This is a genomic window from Paracoccus sp. pheM1 (assembly GCF_018499825.1).
GTDB lineage: Bacteria > Pseudomonadota > Alphaproteobacteria > Rhodobacterales > Rhodobacteraceae > Paracoccus > Paracoccus versutus.
In genome coordinates this window covers 101,381-115,764 of the sequence record NZ_JAGXCX010000001.1, presented here as the reverse complement: position 1 = coordinate 115,764, position 14,384 = coordinate 101,381, and the positions used below count along the sequence as shown (strand labels likewise).

Sequence of the window (14,384 nt, the reverse complement as noted above, 5' to 3'; positions counted from 1 at the left end):
TGCGCCGCGAAAGGAAAGCGGATGTTCCATCTGGTCCTTGCCGCCTGCCTGGCGGCCCAGCCCGCCACCTGCCAGCCGCGCCTGCTGCCCGCCGGCGACGCCGCCACGCGCCAGGAATGCGAAGAGCGCGCCGCCCCCATCGCCCGCGACTGGCTGGCCCGGCATCCCGAACTGACCGGCGACGGGCCGCGCTGCGTCGAGACCGCCGAACTGCCCGCCCTGAGCGTGCAGGAGGTGGCGGCGGGCGTGCATGTGCATCAGGGCGCGATGGCGCAGATCTCAAGGCAGAACCGCGGGCGGATCGCCAACCTGTCCTTTGTCGTCGGCTATACCGTGGCGGTGATCGACGCCGGCGGCAGCCGCGCCGAGGCCGAGGCGCTTTACGCCGCCATCCGCCGGATCACCGACAAGCCGGTCAGCCACCTGATCCTGACCCATATGCATCCCGACCACATCCTGGGCGCCGAGGTGTTTTCCGAGGCCGGCGCCACCATCGTCGCCGATGCCCGCCTGCCCGAGGCGGTGGCGCGGCGCGCGGAAAGCTGGATGCTGTCGACCCCGCGCCAGATCGGCGAGGATGCCTTTGCCGGCACGCGCATCGCCGGCGTGGACCAGACCGTCGCGGCGCCGCAGGTGCTGTCCTTGGGCGACCGGCAGCTGCGGCTGACGCCGGTGCCGCCGGCCCATACCGGCAGCGACATGACCGTGCTGGACGAGGAAACCGCCACGCTCTTCACCGGCGATCTGGTGTTTCTGGGCCTGACGCCCGCGCTCGACGGTTCGCTGGCCGGCTGGCTCGACTGGACCGGGCGCAAGCCCGACCCCGAGCCGGCGCTGATCGTGCCCGGCCACGGCCCGGTCGCGGAAAGCTGGGACGAGGCGGTGACGCCGACGCGGCAATACCTGACCGCGCTGCGCGACGCCACGCGCGAGGCGATCGGCGCCGGCCTGCCGCTGTCGCGGGCGATCCCGGCCATCGTCGCGGCGATGATGCCGGTATCCGAGGGCTGGGCCGATTTCCGCGACACCACGGCGCGCAATGCCGCCGCGGCCTATGCCGAGCTGGAATGGGAATAGATTGCCTCGCCCGCGCCCGGATGCCACAACTATGCCGAGCGCAGAAGGAGGAAGGCCATGGCACGTCCCGTCTGGCACGGTTTCATCGCGGCAGCCCTGGGCGGGCTTCTTATCGCGGGCGGCGCGCTGGCGCAGGACGACGCGCCCCTGCCCGAGCGGCGGCTGTCCCTGCAGGCCGATACCGACCTGCCCGGCGGCGACCTGGGCCCGATCTTCGACACCACGCTGCAAGCCTGCGTGCAGGCGTGCCTTGGCAACGACGACTGCCGCGCGCTGACCTATAACCAGCGCTCCCGCGCCTGCTTTCCCAAGGGCGGCGATGCGGGCGCGCCCTCGGCATTCGCGGGCGCGATCTCGGGCCATGTCGCGACGGCTTCGGCCGAAACGCGGCTGCGCGCCGAATCGCGCGCCGCCGCCGCGCCCTTCGTCAGCGCGCAGGACCGCGAGGCGGCCCGGACCCAGGCGCGGCTGTTTCCCGCCATGCATCCGGCGCTGGGTCCGGGCGATGCTGGCGCCCAGGCCGCCGAGGCCGAACGGGCCGGCAACCTGGCCGGGGCGGCGCGGATCATGGCCTCGCTGGCGGCGCGCGACGACCGGGCCGAGGACTGGACCAACCTGGCGCGGCTGACGCTTTATGTCAGCGACCAGGACGACCGCGAGGCGTCGGCATCCATCGCCTCGATGGCGATCAACGGCTATCTGCGGGCGGTCGAGGATGCGGTGGCCGCCCGCGCGCTGTCCTGGCTGGCCATGGCGTGGGAGCGGCTGGACCGCGGCCGCGACGCGCTGCCGGCGCTGCGGCTGGCGGCGCAGCTTTCGCCGGGCGACAATGCCATCGCCCAGGCGCTGGAGGAATCGCAGGCCCGCAACGGGCTGCGCGTCACCGACACCCAGGTCGAATCCGAAGGCCGGATGCCGCGGTTCTGCGCGGTGATGTCGCGCAGCCTGGCCGAGGGCACCGATTACGCGCAATTCCTGCGCCTGCCCGGCCGCGACCTGACCGTCGAGGCCGATGGCGACCGGCTGTGCGTGGCCGGGCTGACCCATGGGCAAGAGGTCGAGCTGACCCTGCGCGCCGGCCTGCCCTCGGCCGATGGCGAGACGCTGGCCCGCGACGTGACGCTGAAAGGCTATGTCCGCGACCGCGCGCCCTCGGTCCGCTTTCCCGGCCGCGCCTATGTGCTGCCCGCCTCGGGCGACCAGCGGCTGGCGATGGTCACGGTCAATGCCGAGGTGATCGACCTGCGGCTCCTGCGGATTTCCGACCGCAACCTGATCCGCGCCATGGCCGAGGACATGTTCGCCAAACCCCTGGACAGCTGGCAGGCCGATTATTTCGGCGACCGCATGGCGCGCGAGGTCTGGAAGGGCACGGCGCAGGTGGCCCGGCCCATGGGGCAGGAGACGCTGAACCAGGAACTGACCACCAGCCTTTCCATCCCGGCCGAGGCCGGCCCGCTGGAACCCGGCATCTATATCGTCGAGGCCGGGATCCAGAACCAGGACATCTCGGATACCGGGCTGGCGACGCAATGGTTCGTGATCTCGGATTTCGGGATCTCGACCTTCTCGGGCGCGGACGGGCTGACCGTCGCGGTGCGCAGCCTGGCCGATACCGCCGCCAAGGCGGGGGCCGAGGTGGCGCTGGTCAGCCGCTCGAACGAGGTGCTGGCCCGCGCCGTGACCGACGACCAGGGCCTGGCGCATTTCGCGCCGGGGCTTGCCATGGGCCGCGACGGCGCGGCGCCGGCGCTGGTCACGGTGACGGAATGGCAGGGCGAGGGCGCCGAGCGCGCACCGCGCGACATGGCCTTCCTGTCGCTGTCGGACCCCGAGTTCGACCTGTCGGACCGCGGCGTCGAGGGCCAGCCCCCCGCGCCGCCCATCGACCTGTTCGTGACCACCGACCGCGGCGCCTATCGCGTGGGCGAGACGGTGAACGCCACCGTGCTGGCCCGCGATGCCGATGCCCGCGCGCTGGAAAACCTGCCGCTGACCGCGGTGATCCTGCGCCCCGACGGGGTCGAGGCCACCCGCATGCCCGCAAGGGACGCGGGCGCCGGCGGCAGCGTGGTCGCCTGGCAGATCCCCGGCAACGCCCCGCGCGGCACCTGGCGCCTGGAGTTGCGCGCCGAGGCCGACGGCCCGGCCCTGGCCACCGCGCGGATGCTGGTCGAGGATTTCCTGCCCGAGCGCATCGACTTCACCCCGCGCCTGCCCGAAGGCCCGTCCCGCGCCGGCGCGACGCTGGAGCTGTCGCTTGACGCGCATTGGCTGTTCGGCGCCCCGGCCGCGAACCTGCCGGTCGAGGGGCAGTTGCGCCTGTCGCCGACCCGCAGCCTGAGCGGCTTCGACGGCTATGTCTTTGGCCGCCACGACGACGACAGCGCGCCGGTCACGGACAGCCTGCCCGCCGGCACAACCGATGCCCAAGGCCATTACCAGGCGCAGATCGACCTGCCGGAGGCCGCCCAGCTCGGCCCCCGTCCGGTCGAGGCCGAGGTGGTGCTGGACATCCGCGAAGGCGCCGGCCGCCCGGTCGAGCGCAGCGAGTCGCGCGTGGTCATGCCCGAGGCCCCGGTCGCGGGCATCCGCCCGCTGTTCGAGGGCGACACGGTATCCGAAAACAGCGAGGCGCGTTTCGCGCTGGTCGCGGTCGGCCCGGACCTGAAGCCGGCGGCCGAGCCGCTGCGCTGGGTGCTGAACCGCATCGACACCGATTACCAATGGTATTCGCTGGGCGGGCAATGGAACTGGGAGGTGATCACCAGCCGCACCCGCATCGCCGAAGGCGTGGCCGAGCCGGGCGAGGCCCCGGCCGAGATCGCCGCCCAGGTCGAATGGGGCCAATACGAGCTTGTGGCCGAGCCGGCATCGGGCCAGGGCGGGCAAAGCTCGGCGCAGTTCTATGCCGGCTGGGGCGCGGTCGCCAATGCGGGAACCGAGACGCCGGACCGGCTGCAGGTGGTGCTGGACAAGCCCGCCTATCGCAGCGGCGAGACGGCGCGGGTCCGGGTCGAGGCGGCGAGCGACGGGTTGGGCCTGGTCTCGGTGCTGTCGAACCGGCTGGTCTCGATGCAGACCATGGCGCTGAAGGCGGGCGAGAACCAGATCGACCTGCCCGTGACCGACGATTGGGGCGCCGGGGTCTATGTCACCGTCAGCGCCATCCGCCCCCTGGGCGAGGCGCGGCCGGGCGACCGCCAGCCGGTGCGCGCCCTGGGCCTGGCCCATGCCGCCGTCGATCCCGGCGACCGCAAGCTGACGGCCAGCATCACAGCCCCGGCCGAAACCCGCCCGCGCGGCACCGTCCCGGTCACGCTGAAGGTCGAGGGCGCGGCGGGCGAGACGGTCCACGCCACCGTCGCCGCCGTCGACCAAGGCATCCTGAACCTGACCCGCTTCCAGCCGCCGGACCCGTCGCAGCATTACTTCGGCCAGCGCCGGCTGGGCGTGGCGCTGCGCGACCTTTACGGCCGGCTGATCCTGCCGACCGGGGCGCCGGACGGCGCGCTGCGCGAGGGGGGCGACGCCAGCCTTGCCGGCAATGCCGAGGCGCCGCCGCCGACCGAAAAGCTGATGAGCTGGTTTTCCGGCCCGGTGACGCTGGGCGCGGACGGCACCGCGACCATCGAGGTGCCGGTGGGCGATTTCAACGGCGAGTTGCGGGTGATGGCCGTGGCCTGGTCGGAAAAGGGCGTGGGCCAGGCCGATGCCTCGGTGCTGGTGCGCGATCCGGTGGTGATGACCGTGACCGCCCCCGCCTTCCTTGCCCCGAACGACAGCGCCCGGCTGGGCCTGCGGCTGACCCATACCTCGGGGCCGGCCGGAGAGATGCGGCTGGCGCTGTCGCAGGTCGGCGGCGAGGGCGGGCTGACCTATTGGGTGGAGCCCCAGGTACAGCTGGACGAAAAAGCCGAGGCGCAGGTGGACATCCCCGTCACCGCGACCGAGGCGCTTGGCACCGCCAACCTGCGGCTGGTGCTGACCACGCCCGATGGCGAGGAACTGACCAAGGACATCGCCGTCCCCGTCGCCCTGAACGAGGCCGACATCCAGCGCCAGGACCGGCTGGTCGTCGAGCCGGGACAAAGCCTGGCCGTGCCCGCCAGCCTGACGCAGGGCCTGTTGCCGGGCGCCGAGGTGACGGCGGCGCTTGGCCCCTATGCCCGGCTGGACGTGGCCGGCGCGCTGATGCGGCTGGCGCGCTATCCCTATGGCTGCACCGAGCAGCTGGCCTCGGGCGCGATGCCGCTGATCTACCTGCCCGGCCTTGCCGCCGCCGAGGGGGTCGAGGGCGGCGATGCGGCCGAACAGGTGGACAAGGCGATCGCCCAGATCCTGACCCGGCAGGGCTCGAACGGCGGTTTCGGGCTGTGGTCGGCCGATTCGGGCGACCTGTGGCTGGAAGCCTATGTCACCGACTTCCTGTCGCGGGCGCGGGCGGCGGGGCATCAGGTGCCCGAGACCGGCTTCCGCATGGCCATCGACAACCTGCGCAACCGCGCCAATTACGCCACCGAACCCGGCGCCGCCTCGGCCGAGGAAAACGCGGCGCTGGCCTATGCGCTGGCGGTGCTGGCGCGGGAGCGGGCGGCGACGGTGGGCGATTTGCGCTATTACGCCGATACCGCCGCCGGGTCGTTCTCGACGCCCATGGGCGCGGCCAGCCTGGGGGCGGCGCTGGCCTCGTACGGCGACCAGGGGCGGGCGGACCGGATGTTTGCGCAGGCGCGCAACCTGCTGAACCTGGGCGCGCCCGAGCCCCATGCCTTCCGCGCCGATTACGGCACCCGGCTGCGCGACGCGACCGCCGTGCTGGCGCTGGCGGCCGAGGCGAGGACGCAGGCCGTCGATGCCACCGACCTGACCAGCCAGATCGCCGAGCGCATCGCGCAGGCCCAAGAGGACGGCCGCAGCCTGTCCACGCAGGAATCGGTCTGGACGGTGCTGGCGGCGCAGTCGCTGTTCGGCGCGGCCCCGCCCGCGACGCTGAACGGGGTGGCCCTGGCCCAGCCGGTCGCCAGCCTGCCCCCCGATGCCAGCATCGCCAATACCGGCGAGGGCGCGCTGGAGGTGACGCTGACCGCGACCGGCAAGCCCTCGGGTCCGGTCGCGGCCGGAGGCAAGGGCTATGCCATCGCGCGGCGCTATTACAGCCTGCAGGGCGAGGCGCTGGACCCCGCGCAGCTGCCGCAGGGCACGCGCATGGTCGTGGTGCTGGAGATCGCGCCGCAATCCGAGGGCGGCGGCCGGCTGGTCGTCGCCGACCCCCTGCCCGCCGGGTGGGAGATCGACAACCCCAACCTGCTGCGCGCCGGCGACGTCTCGGCGCTGGACTGGCTGGAGGGCGAGACCGCGGCCGAGATGACCGAGTTCCGCGCCGACCGCTTTGCCGCGGCGCTGACCTGGACCTCGGCCGAAAGCTTCCGGCTGGCCTATATCGTCCGCGCGGTGACGCAGGGCGAGTTCCGCCACCCGGCCGCCAGCGTCGAGGACATGTATCGCCCCGAGTTCCGCGCCTGGTCGGACGGCGGCACCGTGACCGTCACGCCCTGAACCGTCGGCACCCCGGCCCCGAAGCGGCCGGGGTGTTTCGTCGCGGGCGCTTCACGAAAGCATTGCTTGCCCCGCAGCGCCGGGGCGGGCAATATCCCGCCATCGCGTAAGGAAGGGAGGACGCCTTGCCCGAGACCCGCCCGGCAACGCCCAGCGCAACCCGCCACGAAGATCGCGTGGTCCAGGCGTCGCAATCGCCCGGCGCCGTCACCCGGCTGGCGGCAAGCTGGCGCCGCTCGATGCTCAAGCACGGGCTGGACCCGACTCGCCCCCCCGACCCCCGCCGCCTGACCGAGCGCGAACTGTCCGAGCGGGTCGAGCGCATGGACCGCTTCATCGCCGTCGCCCGGCCGCAGCTGGACCAGCTGTTCCAGCTGGTCTGCCCGACCGGCTGCAACCTGCTGCTGACCGACGCGCAGGGCATCGTGCTGGAACACCGCGTGAGCCAGGGCGACGCCGCCACCTTCCGCGGCTGGGGGCTGTGGCGCGGCATGGACTGGTCCGAGGAGGTGCAGGGCACCAACGGCATCGGCACCTGCCTGGCCGAGGGGCGGCAGGTCACGATCCACCGCGACGAGCATTTCTATGCCCGCAACACCGGGCTGTCCTGCATGGACGCGCCGATCTGGGGCCCGGACGGGCGGCTGATCGCGGCGCTGGACATCAGCTCTGCCCGCGCCGACCATACCGAGCGGCTGAACGCGCTGATCGCGGCGCAGGTCGCGCATAGCGCGCGGGCGATCGAGGCCGCCTTCTTCCGCGTCTCGTTCCCCGGCGCCCGCATCGTCACCCCCGAGGCCGTGGGGACCGAGGACGGCACGCTCTTGCTCGCCGTGGACAAGGACGACCTGGCCATCGGCGCCAACCGCGCCGCCCGCCGCGCCTTCGGCCTTGAGAAAGAGGGGCAGTTGCGCCCGCGCCCGGCCTCGGACCTGCTGGGCCGGCAGGACGAGGCGACCGGCTTCGAGCGCGCCGAACGCGCCGCCGTGATTCGCGCCCTGGCCAGGGCCGAGGGCAATGTCTCGGCCGCCGCCCGCGCGCTGGGGGTGGGACGCGCCACGCTATACCGCCGCATGGCGCGGCTGGGCATCGACGAAAATCCCGGCAAACTGTCTCGCCCCTGAAACACATCGGCCCCGCGGCGCGAAACCCCGCGTTGACCCCAGGGGGCCTCAGGGCACAGGCTCTTGTGCAACCGGCTGGAGGAGCCGGGCTGACAGGAGGAACATCATGCCGAACGATCAGACGCATCCTTTCCGGGGCGTGAACGCGCTGCCCTTCGAGGAACGCTATGACAATTTCATCGGCGGCGAATGGGTGGCGCCCGTCTCGGGCAAGTATTTCACCAACACCACCCCGATCACCGGCGCCGAGATCGGCCAGATCGCGCGCTCGGAGGCCGGCGACATCGAACTGGCGCTGGACGCCGCCCATGCCGCCAAGGACAAATGGGGCGCGACCAGCCCGGCCGAGCGCGCCAACATCATGCTGAAGATCGCCGACCGGATGGAGCGGAACCTGGAGCTGCTGGCCACCGCCGAGACCTGGGACAACGGCAAGCCGATCCGCGAGACCATGGCCGCCGACCTGCCGCTGGCCATCGACCATTTCCGCTATTTCGCCGGCGTGCTGCGCGCGCAGGAAGGCTCGATCAGCCAGATCGACAACGACACCGTCGCCTATCACTTCCACGAGCCGCTGGGCGTGGTGGGCCAGATCATCCCCTGGAACTTCCCGCTGCTGATGGCCTGCTGGAAGCTGGCCCCCGCGATTGCCGCCGGCAATTGCGTGGTGCTGAAACCGGCCGAGCAGACCCCGGCCGGGATCATGGTCTGGGCCAACCTGATCGGCGACCTGCTGCCGCCGGGCGTGCTGAACATCGTCAACGGCTTCGGGCTCGAGGCCGGCAAGCCCCTGGCCTCCAGCAACCGCATCTCGAAGATCGCCTTCACCGGCGAGACGACGACCGGCCGCCTCATCATGCAATATGCCAGCGAGAACCTGATCCCGGTGACGCTGGAGCTGGGCGGCAAGTCGCCGAACATCTTCTTTGCCGACGTGGCGCGCGAAGACGACGATTTCTTCGACAAGGCGCTGGAAGGCTTTGCCATGTTCGCGTTGAACCAGGGCGAGGTCTGCACCTGCCCGTCGCGCGTGCTGATCCAGGAATCGATCTATGACCGCTTCATGGAACGCGCCGTCCAGCGCGTGCAGGCGATCAAGCAGGGCGACCCGCGCGAAAGCGACACCATGATCGGCGCCCAGGCGTCGAGCGAGCAGAAGGAAAAGATCCTCAGCTATCTCGACATCGGCAGGAAGGAAGGCGCCGAGGTTCTGACCGGCGGCAAGGCGGCCGACCTGGGCGGCGAGCTGTCGGGCGGCTATTACATCGAGCCGACGATCTTCCGCGGCCACAACAAGATGCGCATCTTCCAGGAGGAAATCTTCGGCCCCGTGGTCTCGGTCACGACCTTCAAGGACGAGGCCGAGGCGCTGGAGATCGCCAACGACACGCTTTACGGCCTGGGCGCCGGGGTGTGGTCGCGCGACGCCAACACCTGCTACCGGATGGGCCGCGGCATCAAGGCCGGCCGGGTCTGGACCAACTGCTACCACGCCTATCCGGCCCATGCGGCCTTCGGCGGCTACAAGCAGTCGGGCATCGGGCGCGAGACGCACAAGATGATGCTGGACCACTATCAGCAGACCAAGAACATGCTGGTCAGCTATTCCCCCAAGAAGCTGGGCTTCTTCTGAGGGAATGGCCGGGCGCGAGTCACCCCGCGCCCGGCACACCCCTTTCCTTCCCCTCCCCTTTCCTCCCCCAAGAGCAACTGCAAGGAGTTCCCTCTCATGGCCAAGACCATGAAAGCCGCCGTCGTGCGCGCATTCGGCAAGCCGCTGACCATCGACGAGGTGCCGGTCCCCGAACCCGGACCCGGCATGATCCAGGTGAAGATCCAGGCATCCGGCGTCTGCCACACCGACCTGCACGCCGCCGAGGGCGACTGGCCGGTCAAGCCGAACCCGCCCTTCATTCCGGGGCACGAGGGCGTGGGCTTCGTCTCGGCCGTGGGCGCCGGGGTCAAGCACGTCAAGGAGGGCGACCGCGTCGGCGTGCCCTGGCTCTACACCGCCTGCGGCCATTGCCGCCATTGCCTGGGCGGCTGGGAGACGCTGTGCGAAAGCCAGCTCAACACCGGCTATTCGGTGAACGGCGGCTTTGCCGAATATGTCGTGGCCGATCCGAACTATGTCGGCCACCTGCCGAAGAACGTCGATTTCGTCGAGATCGCCCCGGTGCTTTGCGCGGGCGTCACGGTCTACAAGGGGCTGAAGGTCACCGATACCAAGCCCGGAGACTGGGTGGTGATCTCGGGCATCGGCGGGCTGGGCCACATGGCGGTGCAATATGCCAAGGCCATGGGGATGAACGTGGCCGCCGTGGACATCGACGACGACAAGCTCGCGCTGGCGCGCAAGCTGGGCGCGACGGTGACGGTCAATGCCGCGACCGACCCCGACCCGGCCGCCGCGATCAAGCGCCAGACCGACGGCGGCGCACAGGGCGTGCTGGTCACCGCCGTGGGCCGCAAGGCGTTCGAGCAGGCCATCGGCATGGTCGCCCGCGGCGGCACCGTGGCGCTGAACGGCCTGCCGCCGGGCGACTTTCCGCTGGACATCTTCGGCATGGTGCTGAACGGCATCACCGTGCGCGGCTCGATCGTCGGCACCCGGCTGGACTTGCAGGAATCGCTGGATTTCGCCGGCGAGGGCAAGGTCAAGGCGACCGTGCATCGCGCCAAGCTCGAGGATATCAACGACATCTTCGGCCAGATGCACAAGGGCCAGATCGAGGGCCGCATGGTGCTGGACATGGCGGGCTGAACATGGAACCCGTCGCCAATCCCGAGGGGCTGGACCAGGTCGATGCCACCCCGGCCGCGCTGGCGCTTCTGGCCGAGATCGTCGCCGATCACGGGCCGGTGCTGTTCCACCAGTCCGGGGGCTGCTGCGACGGGTCTTCGCCCATGTGCTATCCGCAGGGCGATTTCCGCATCGGCCAGCATGACGTGAAGCTGGGCGAGATCGGCGGCATGCCGTTCTATATCTCGGCCAGCCAATACGAAGCCTGGAAGCACACCCGCCTGGTCATCGACGTGGTGCCCGGCCGCGGCGGCATGTTCAGCCTGGACAACGGGCGCGAGCGGCGCTTCCTGGTGCGGTCCGAGATCTGCCGGCTCTGACCGCGGCGCGGGCGCACGGCCTCCCCCAAGCCGTCCGTGCGCCCGCCCTGCCCCCCTGCCGCTTGCGGCAAGATCGGCAGCATGCAGGCACGCGCCCGCCCGTCCGGCGCCTGCGAATGTTCCATTCCTCCGGCCCAGGCCCGCCTTTTTCCGTCCCGGCCCCTGGGCGCTTGGCTGAAAGAAGGCGCGTTCGCGGCTGCGAAGGGGGCACCTTTCCGCGATGGCGGAAGGTGGCGCTTGCAGCAGCAAGAAAAACGCAAGAGCTTGAAAAGACTTGGAGGCGGGTACCGGAATCGAACCGGTCTTCACGGATTTGCAATCCGCTGCGTAACCTCTCCGCCAACCCGCCGGAGCCTTGCGTTTGCTAGGGTTTTCGCGGCGCGGGGTCAAGGGGGTTATCATTCCGGTTATCACTTTCTTGTTCTGGTCCCGTTCCGTTCCTTGGTCAGGAACGCTTCGCTCGCGCCTGCTTAGCGCGCATGATCTGCCGGGCTTCACCGGCGTATTTCCGCACCATGGCCTTGGTGCTGTGGCCGCTGTAGGACATGATCTCGTCGTCGTCACAGCCGGCCCAGGCAAGCTCCATCACGCCGCGATAGCGCAGGGCATGCAGGTCATAGGCCTCCAGCCCGAGGCGCCGCCGCTCGGTCAGCATCACCTCGGCCATGCGTCGGTAATCCATCTTGCTGCCGTCCTGCTTGGTGATGATGTGCCGGGACGGCAGAGGCGCGAAGGGCAGAGCGGCCTTCGCGGCATCCAGCGCGGCTTTCAGGGCCTCGGTGCAGGGCAGGACAAGCGGCTTGTCGCCCTTGTTCTGCCGCAGCCTTAGCGTTCCTGTGCCGGCCGGGTCATAGTCGCCCCAGGTGAAGCCAACCCAATCACCTGGCCGCTGAACGCTGCCCACGCCGATCTCGAAGATCAGGAGTTCCAGCGCCCCAGCCTCCTTTCGCCATTTGGCAACCGCTGTGTCCGGCCAGGGGATATGTGGTTGCTGGCGATGCTTTGGGACAGCCAATCGCTCAATGCCCTTGGCCGGGTTATCCGCCAGCCAGCGCCGGCGGATAACTTCCTTGGCGATCATGCTGATCGCGACGGGAATGTAGTTGGCAAAACGGACCCGATGCTTGTTCTTGTCCATCGCCTCGTAAATGTCGGCTTGCGTCAGCCTAGACACGTCTCGCTTGCCGATCTTCTCAATCAGATAGGTCAGGACCGGCTCAAGATCCTGTCGATATCGAGCCGATCTGGACGCCCACCGATCCGACTCTCGAAGGATCTGAATGGCGGCCGCCCAGGACCGCTTGGCTTCCATCGTCTTGCCGGTCCTGACCTCCCAATACTGGCGGTCAAATTCAGCGGTCCCCTCGGGTGCTGTGAAGCGATGCAGGTATTTCCCGCCTCTATAGAAGTAGACAAAACCCGGTTTCACCTCGCGAACGTAGGGCTTGCGGCCTGCTTTTCTCACCAGTCGATCCCCCCTTCGATGGCGTCACCGCGCCCGACGCTGCGCAGGGTCTCTGCGTCCCATCGCTCCAACCCAGGGGCGATTTCACGGCCTGGTGGAAGATGACCTGATCTGACCAGCGCGCGGAACTCGGCCGGCTTCATGTCCAGCAGTTCAGCCGCAGTCTTTTCGGAGGCAAGAAGCGGAGTTCGGTGCTTCATGCTAGCGGTCCTCCCTGCTACTGATACCCCAGACCTGCCGGGCCGTTCCAACCGGATCGAAAATCCAGTTGAGATCGAGCCCGAGCTTCCGCCCCAGCACCGCGATTTTCCACATGACGGGCTTCATGGCGCCACCTTCTCGATGTTGGTGATGTCAAGGGCGTTCTGCAGATCATGTGCCAGCGAACCCAGGAGGCCGGCAATTTCCGACGCCGCTTCCGTGCCGCCGAACCCGGCATCCAGCATGTTCTCCAACGCCCTTGCCGCGCAGCGAACTTTCAAGGCAAGGGATTGCTGTTCGGCAAGATAGGCTTCGAGCGCAGAGTTCATGCCGCATCACTCCTTGCCCAACGAATGCTTTCCGTGGCGCAATCCAGACGCGTTTCCAGCGACTCGATACCGCTGCGCAGCGCCGCGGCGCGCGGCTTGTCCAGCCCCTCCATCGCGAAGTGGATCAGCCGGCAGAGGTCGCGGGCGTGATCCAGTTCGTCCAGCGCATCGCTCAGATGATGCGCGTTGCGGGGATTGATTTCGTTCGACGTTTGCACCATGTTCATGGGCAAGATCCTTTTGTGAAGATTGGGATTGCATGAGACCGCCAGGGTGGCCGCCCTAGCGGTCTCTTTCTTTTTAGGATTGGGAAGCATGTGCATCACGCTCCGCCGCGAAAATCTGGCGCAGGTGAAACACAATCTCAGCGTTCATCGAACGACCGTTCTCTGCGGCGCGCCTCTTGATGGCATCGCGCATTCCATCTGGGAACCGCACAACATACTGATCAGCCGTCCTGCTGGGGTAAGTCTTCATATCAACCTCATAGTGGCTCATAGCCACTTGATGGCTTATAGCCACCACTTGCGTCAACATAAAAATGAAGGCTCATTGCCACTATGTCCGAACGATCCCCTCAGAACCAAGACAAGTTCGTGGTGCGCCTGCCCGACGGGATGCGAGAGCGCCTGAAGAAAGCCGCCGAGCGCAACAACAGAAGCATGAACGCCGAAATCGTCATGGCTCTGGAGTATTGGCTTGAAGCGGACCTGCCTTATGAACTTGCGGTCAGCGCGGGCGCAGGCCCTGAAGATGCTCGCAGGATGGGAATGGAAGACTGGACAGAGCGCAGCGAAATCATTGAGGATACGTTCAAGCAAGAGCTTGAACGATCAATAGATTTCCTTAACCAGCTTCGACGTAAGCTTAAGGTTCGACCAACTAGGCCCGACTCCGACGACTAACCCATGACCCTGATCCCCAACGAGCGCACGAAGCTGCTGGCGAACGCGCTGGACCGCGCCTCGACGGCCTGTTTCACGGTCGGCATCGCAACACCCGTTGCCGGATATATCTATAACATCAGCAACTTGCGCGAGAGCCTGCCCGCGTGGATCATGCTCGGGGGCGGAATCGGTTGGATTTCTGCCTGTGTCGCCTTACATTTGATGGCGAGACGCACCCTTGGAGGGCTGAAATGAGCGAGTTCGTCATTGCCTTCATCGCCATGCCGCTGACCGTGGTCGCCGTGGGCTACGTCGCCATGCGCCTCAACGAGCGCGCAGTGAAGCACGAGAAGCACCACCCGGCCGAGTGATCACCGCCCAAGCATCGCATCGAACCGCTCGGCCGTGAGACGCCGACGATATGGGCGCTTGGGGCGCATCTCGGCAAACATACGGTCAGCCAGCCTGGCGGTCAGCTTGCGCGGAAAATACCGCAAGACTCCGGTGGCGTGCTTGTGCTTCGCCACGCAGGACGGCGAACAGAACCGCTGTCGCGCCGAGGTGGCACGGAAGACCACGCCGCATTGAGCGCATGCAACCTCACCGTGCCGTTTCGTGG

General features: G+C 68.6%; 12 protein-coding genes and 1 tRNA gene. 8 read left to right on the top strand and 5 right to left on the bottom strand.

The features are described 5' to 3' along the window. Nucleotides 1-21 precede the first annotated feature (21 nt). From KF941_RS00570 to KF941_RS00545, 6 genes are all read left to right on the top strand, one after another. Nucleotides 22-1,077 (top strand): quinoprotein relay system zinc metallohydrolase 2, encoded by a 1,056-nt coding sequence (locus KF941_RS00570; protein WP_214272297.1) that lies wholly within the window; start codon nt 22-24, stop codon nt 1,075-1,077. A gap of 57 nt (nt 1,078-1,134) precedes the next feature. Further along, nucleotides 1,135-6,636: an alpha-2-macroglobulin family protein gene (locus KF941_RS00565; RefSeq protein WP_214272296.1), complete on the top strand. Its 5,502-nt coding sequence runs from the start codon at nt 1,135-1,137 to the stop codon at nt 6,634-6,636. A gap of 125 nt (nt 6,637-6,761) precedes the next feature. Continuing rightward, on the top strand, nt 6,762-7,760 hold the full coding sequence (locus KF941_RS00560; RefSeq protein WP_036757076.1) for a GAF domain-containing protein: 999 nt from the start codon (nt 6,762-6,764) through the stop codon (nt 7,758-7,760). A 106-nt stretch (nt 7,761-7,866) separates the two neighbouring features. Continuing rightward, nucleotides 7,867-9,393, top strand: a complete 1,527-nt coding sequence (gene adh / locus KF941_RS00555) for an aldehyde dehydrogenase (protein WP_072461760.1) — start codon at nt 7,867-7,869, stop codon at nt 9,391-9,393. Between the two features lie 96 nt (nt 9,394-9,489). Next, complete coding sequence (gene adhP, locus KF941_RS00550; protein ID WP_214272295.1) at nt 9,490-10,524, top strand: alcohol dehydrogenase AdhP; 1,035 nt, start codon at nt 9,490-9,492, stop codon at nt 10,522-10,524. 2 nt (nt 10,525-10,526) lie between these two features. Continuing rightward, nucleotides 10,527-10,883 (top strand): DUF779 domain-containing protein, encoded by a 357-nt coding sequence (locus tag KF941_RS00545; RefSeq protein WP_036757070.1) that lies wholly within the window; start codon nt 10,527-10,529, stop codon nt 10,881-10,883. Between the two features lie 275 nt (nt 10,884-11,158). Here KF941_RS00545 and KF941_RS00540 read toward each other — a convergent pair. From KF941_RS00540 to KF941_RS00520, 5 genes are all read right to left on the bottom strand, one after another. After that, a tRNA-Cys gene (locus tag KF941_RS00540) sits at nt 11,159-11,232 on the bottom strand. Between the two features lie 96 nt (nt 11,233-11,328). Next, nucleotides 11,329-12,348 (bottom strand): tyrosine-type recombinase/integrase, encoded by a 1,020-nt coding sequence (locus KF941_RS00535; protein WP_214272294.1) that lies wholly within the window; start codon nt 12,346-12,348, stop codon nt 11,329-11,331. Further along, nucleotides 12,345-12,548, bottom strand: coding sequence for a hypothetical protein (locus KF941_RS00530; RefSeq protein ID WP_214272293.1), 204 nt, complete (start codon nt 12,546-12,548; stop codon nt 12,345-12,347). The genes KF941_RS00535 and KF941_RS00530 overlap by 4 nt, the downstream gene beginning before the upstream one ends. 123 nt (nt 12,549-12,671) lie before the next feature. Continuing rightward, nucleotides 12,672-12,878 carry a hypothetical protein gene (locus KF941_RS00525; RefSeq protein WP_214272292.1) on the bottom strand — a complete coding sequence of 69 codons (207 nt, stop codon included), beginning with the start codon at nt 12,876-12,878 and terminating at the stop codon, nt 12,672-12,674. Beyond that, complete coding sequence (locus tag KF941_RS00520; RefSeq protein WP_214272291.1) at nt 12,875-13,105, bottom strand: hypothetical protein; 231 nt, start codon at nt 13,103-13,105, stop codon at nt 12,875-12,877. The genes KF941_RS00525 and KF941_RS00520 overlap by 4 nt, the downstream gene beginning before the upstream one ends. A gap of 333 nt (nt 13,106-13,438) precedes the next feature. On the opposite strand from KF941_RS00520, the gene KF941_RS28265 reads away from it, so the two are divergent. Further along, a complete protein-coding gene (locus KF941_RS28265; protein WP_214272289.1) occupies nt 13,439-13,783 on the top strand; it encodes an Arc family DNA-binding protein in 345 nt (114 codons plus the stop codon). A gap of 3 nt (nt 13,784-13,786) precedes the next feature. Next, nucleotides 13,787-14,020, top strand: a complete 234-nt coding sequence (locus tag KF941_RS00505) for a hypothetical protein (RefSeq protein WP_104492729.1) — start codon at nt 13,787-13,789, stop codon at nt 14,018-14,020. Nucleotides 14,021-14,384 lie beyond the last annotated feature (364 nt).

Bases quoted from the DNA above. Each gene is read 5' to 3' on its own strand.
- KF941_RS00520 (WP_214272291.1), bottom strand. From the start codon at position 13,105: ATGAACATGGTGCAAACGTCGAACGAAATCAATCCCCGCAACGCGCAT.
- KF941_RS00525 (WP_214272292.1), bottom strand. From the start codon at position 12,878: ATGAACTCTGCGCTCGAAGCCTATCTTGCCGAACAGCAATCCCTTGCC.
- KF941_RS00530 (WP_214272293.1), bottom strand. From the start codon at position 12,548: ATGAAGCACCGAACTCCGCTTCTTGCCTCCGAAAAGACTGCGGCTGAA.
- KF941_RS00545 (WP_036757070.1), top strand. From the start codon at position 10,527: ATGGAACCCGTCGCCAATCCCGAGGGGCTGGACCAGGTCGATGCCACC.
- KF941_RS00565 (WP_214272296.1), top strand. From the start codon at position 1,135: ATGGCACGTCCCGTCTGGCACGGTTTCATCGCGGCAGCCCTGGGCGGG.
- KF941_RS28265 (WP_214272289.1), top strand. From the start codon at position 13,439: ATGTCCGAACGATCCCCTCAGAACCAAGACAAGTTCGTGGTGCGCCTG.
- KF941_RS00505 (WP_104492729.1), top strand. From the start codon at position 13,787: ATGACCCTGATCCCCAACGAGCGCACGAAGCTGCTGGCGAACGCGCTG.
- adhP (WP_214272295.1), top strand. From the start codon at position 9,490: ATGGCCAAGACCATGAAAGCCGCCGTCGTGCGCGCATTCGGCAAGCCG.
- adh (WP_072461760.1), top strand. From the start codon at position 7,867: ATGCCGAACGATCAGACGCATCCTTTCCGGGGCGTGAACGCGCTGCCC.
- KF941_RS00570 (WP_214272297.1), top strand. From the start codon at position 22: ATGTTCCATCTGGTCCTTGCCGCCTGCCTGGCGGCCCAGCCCGCCACC.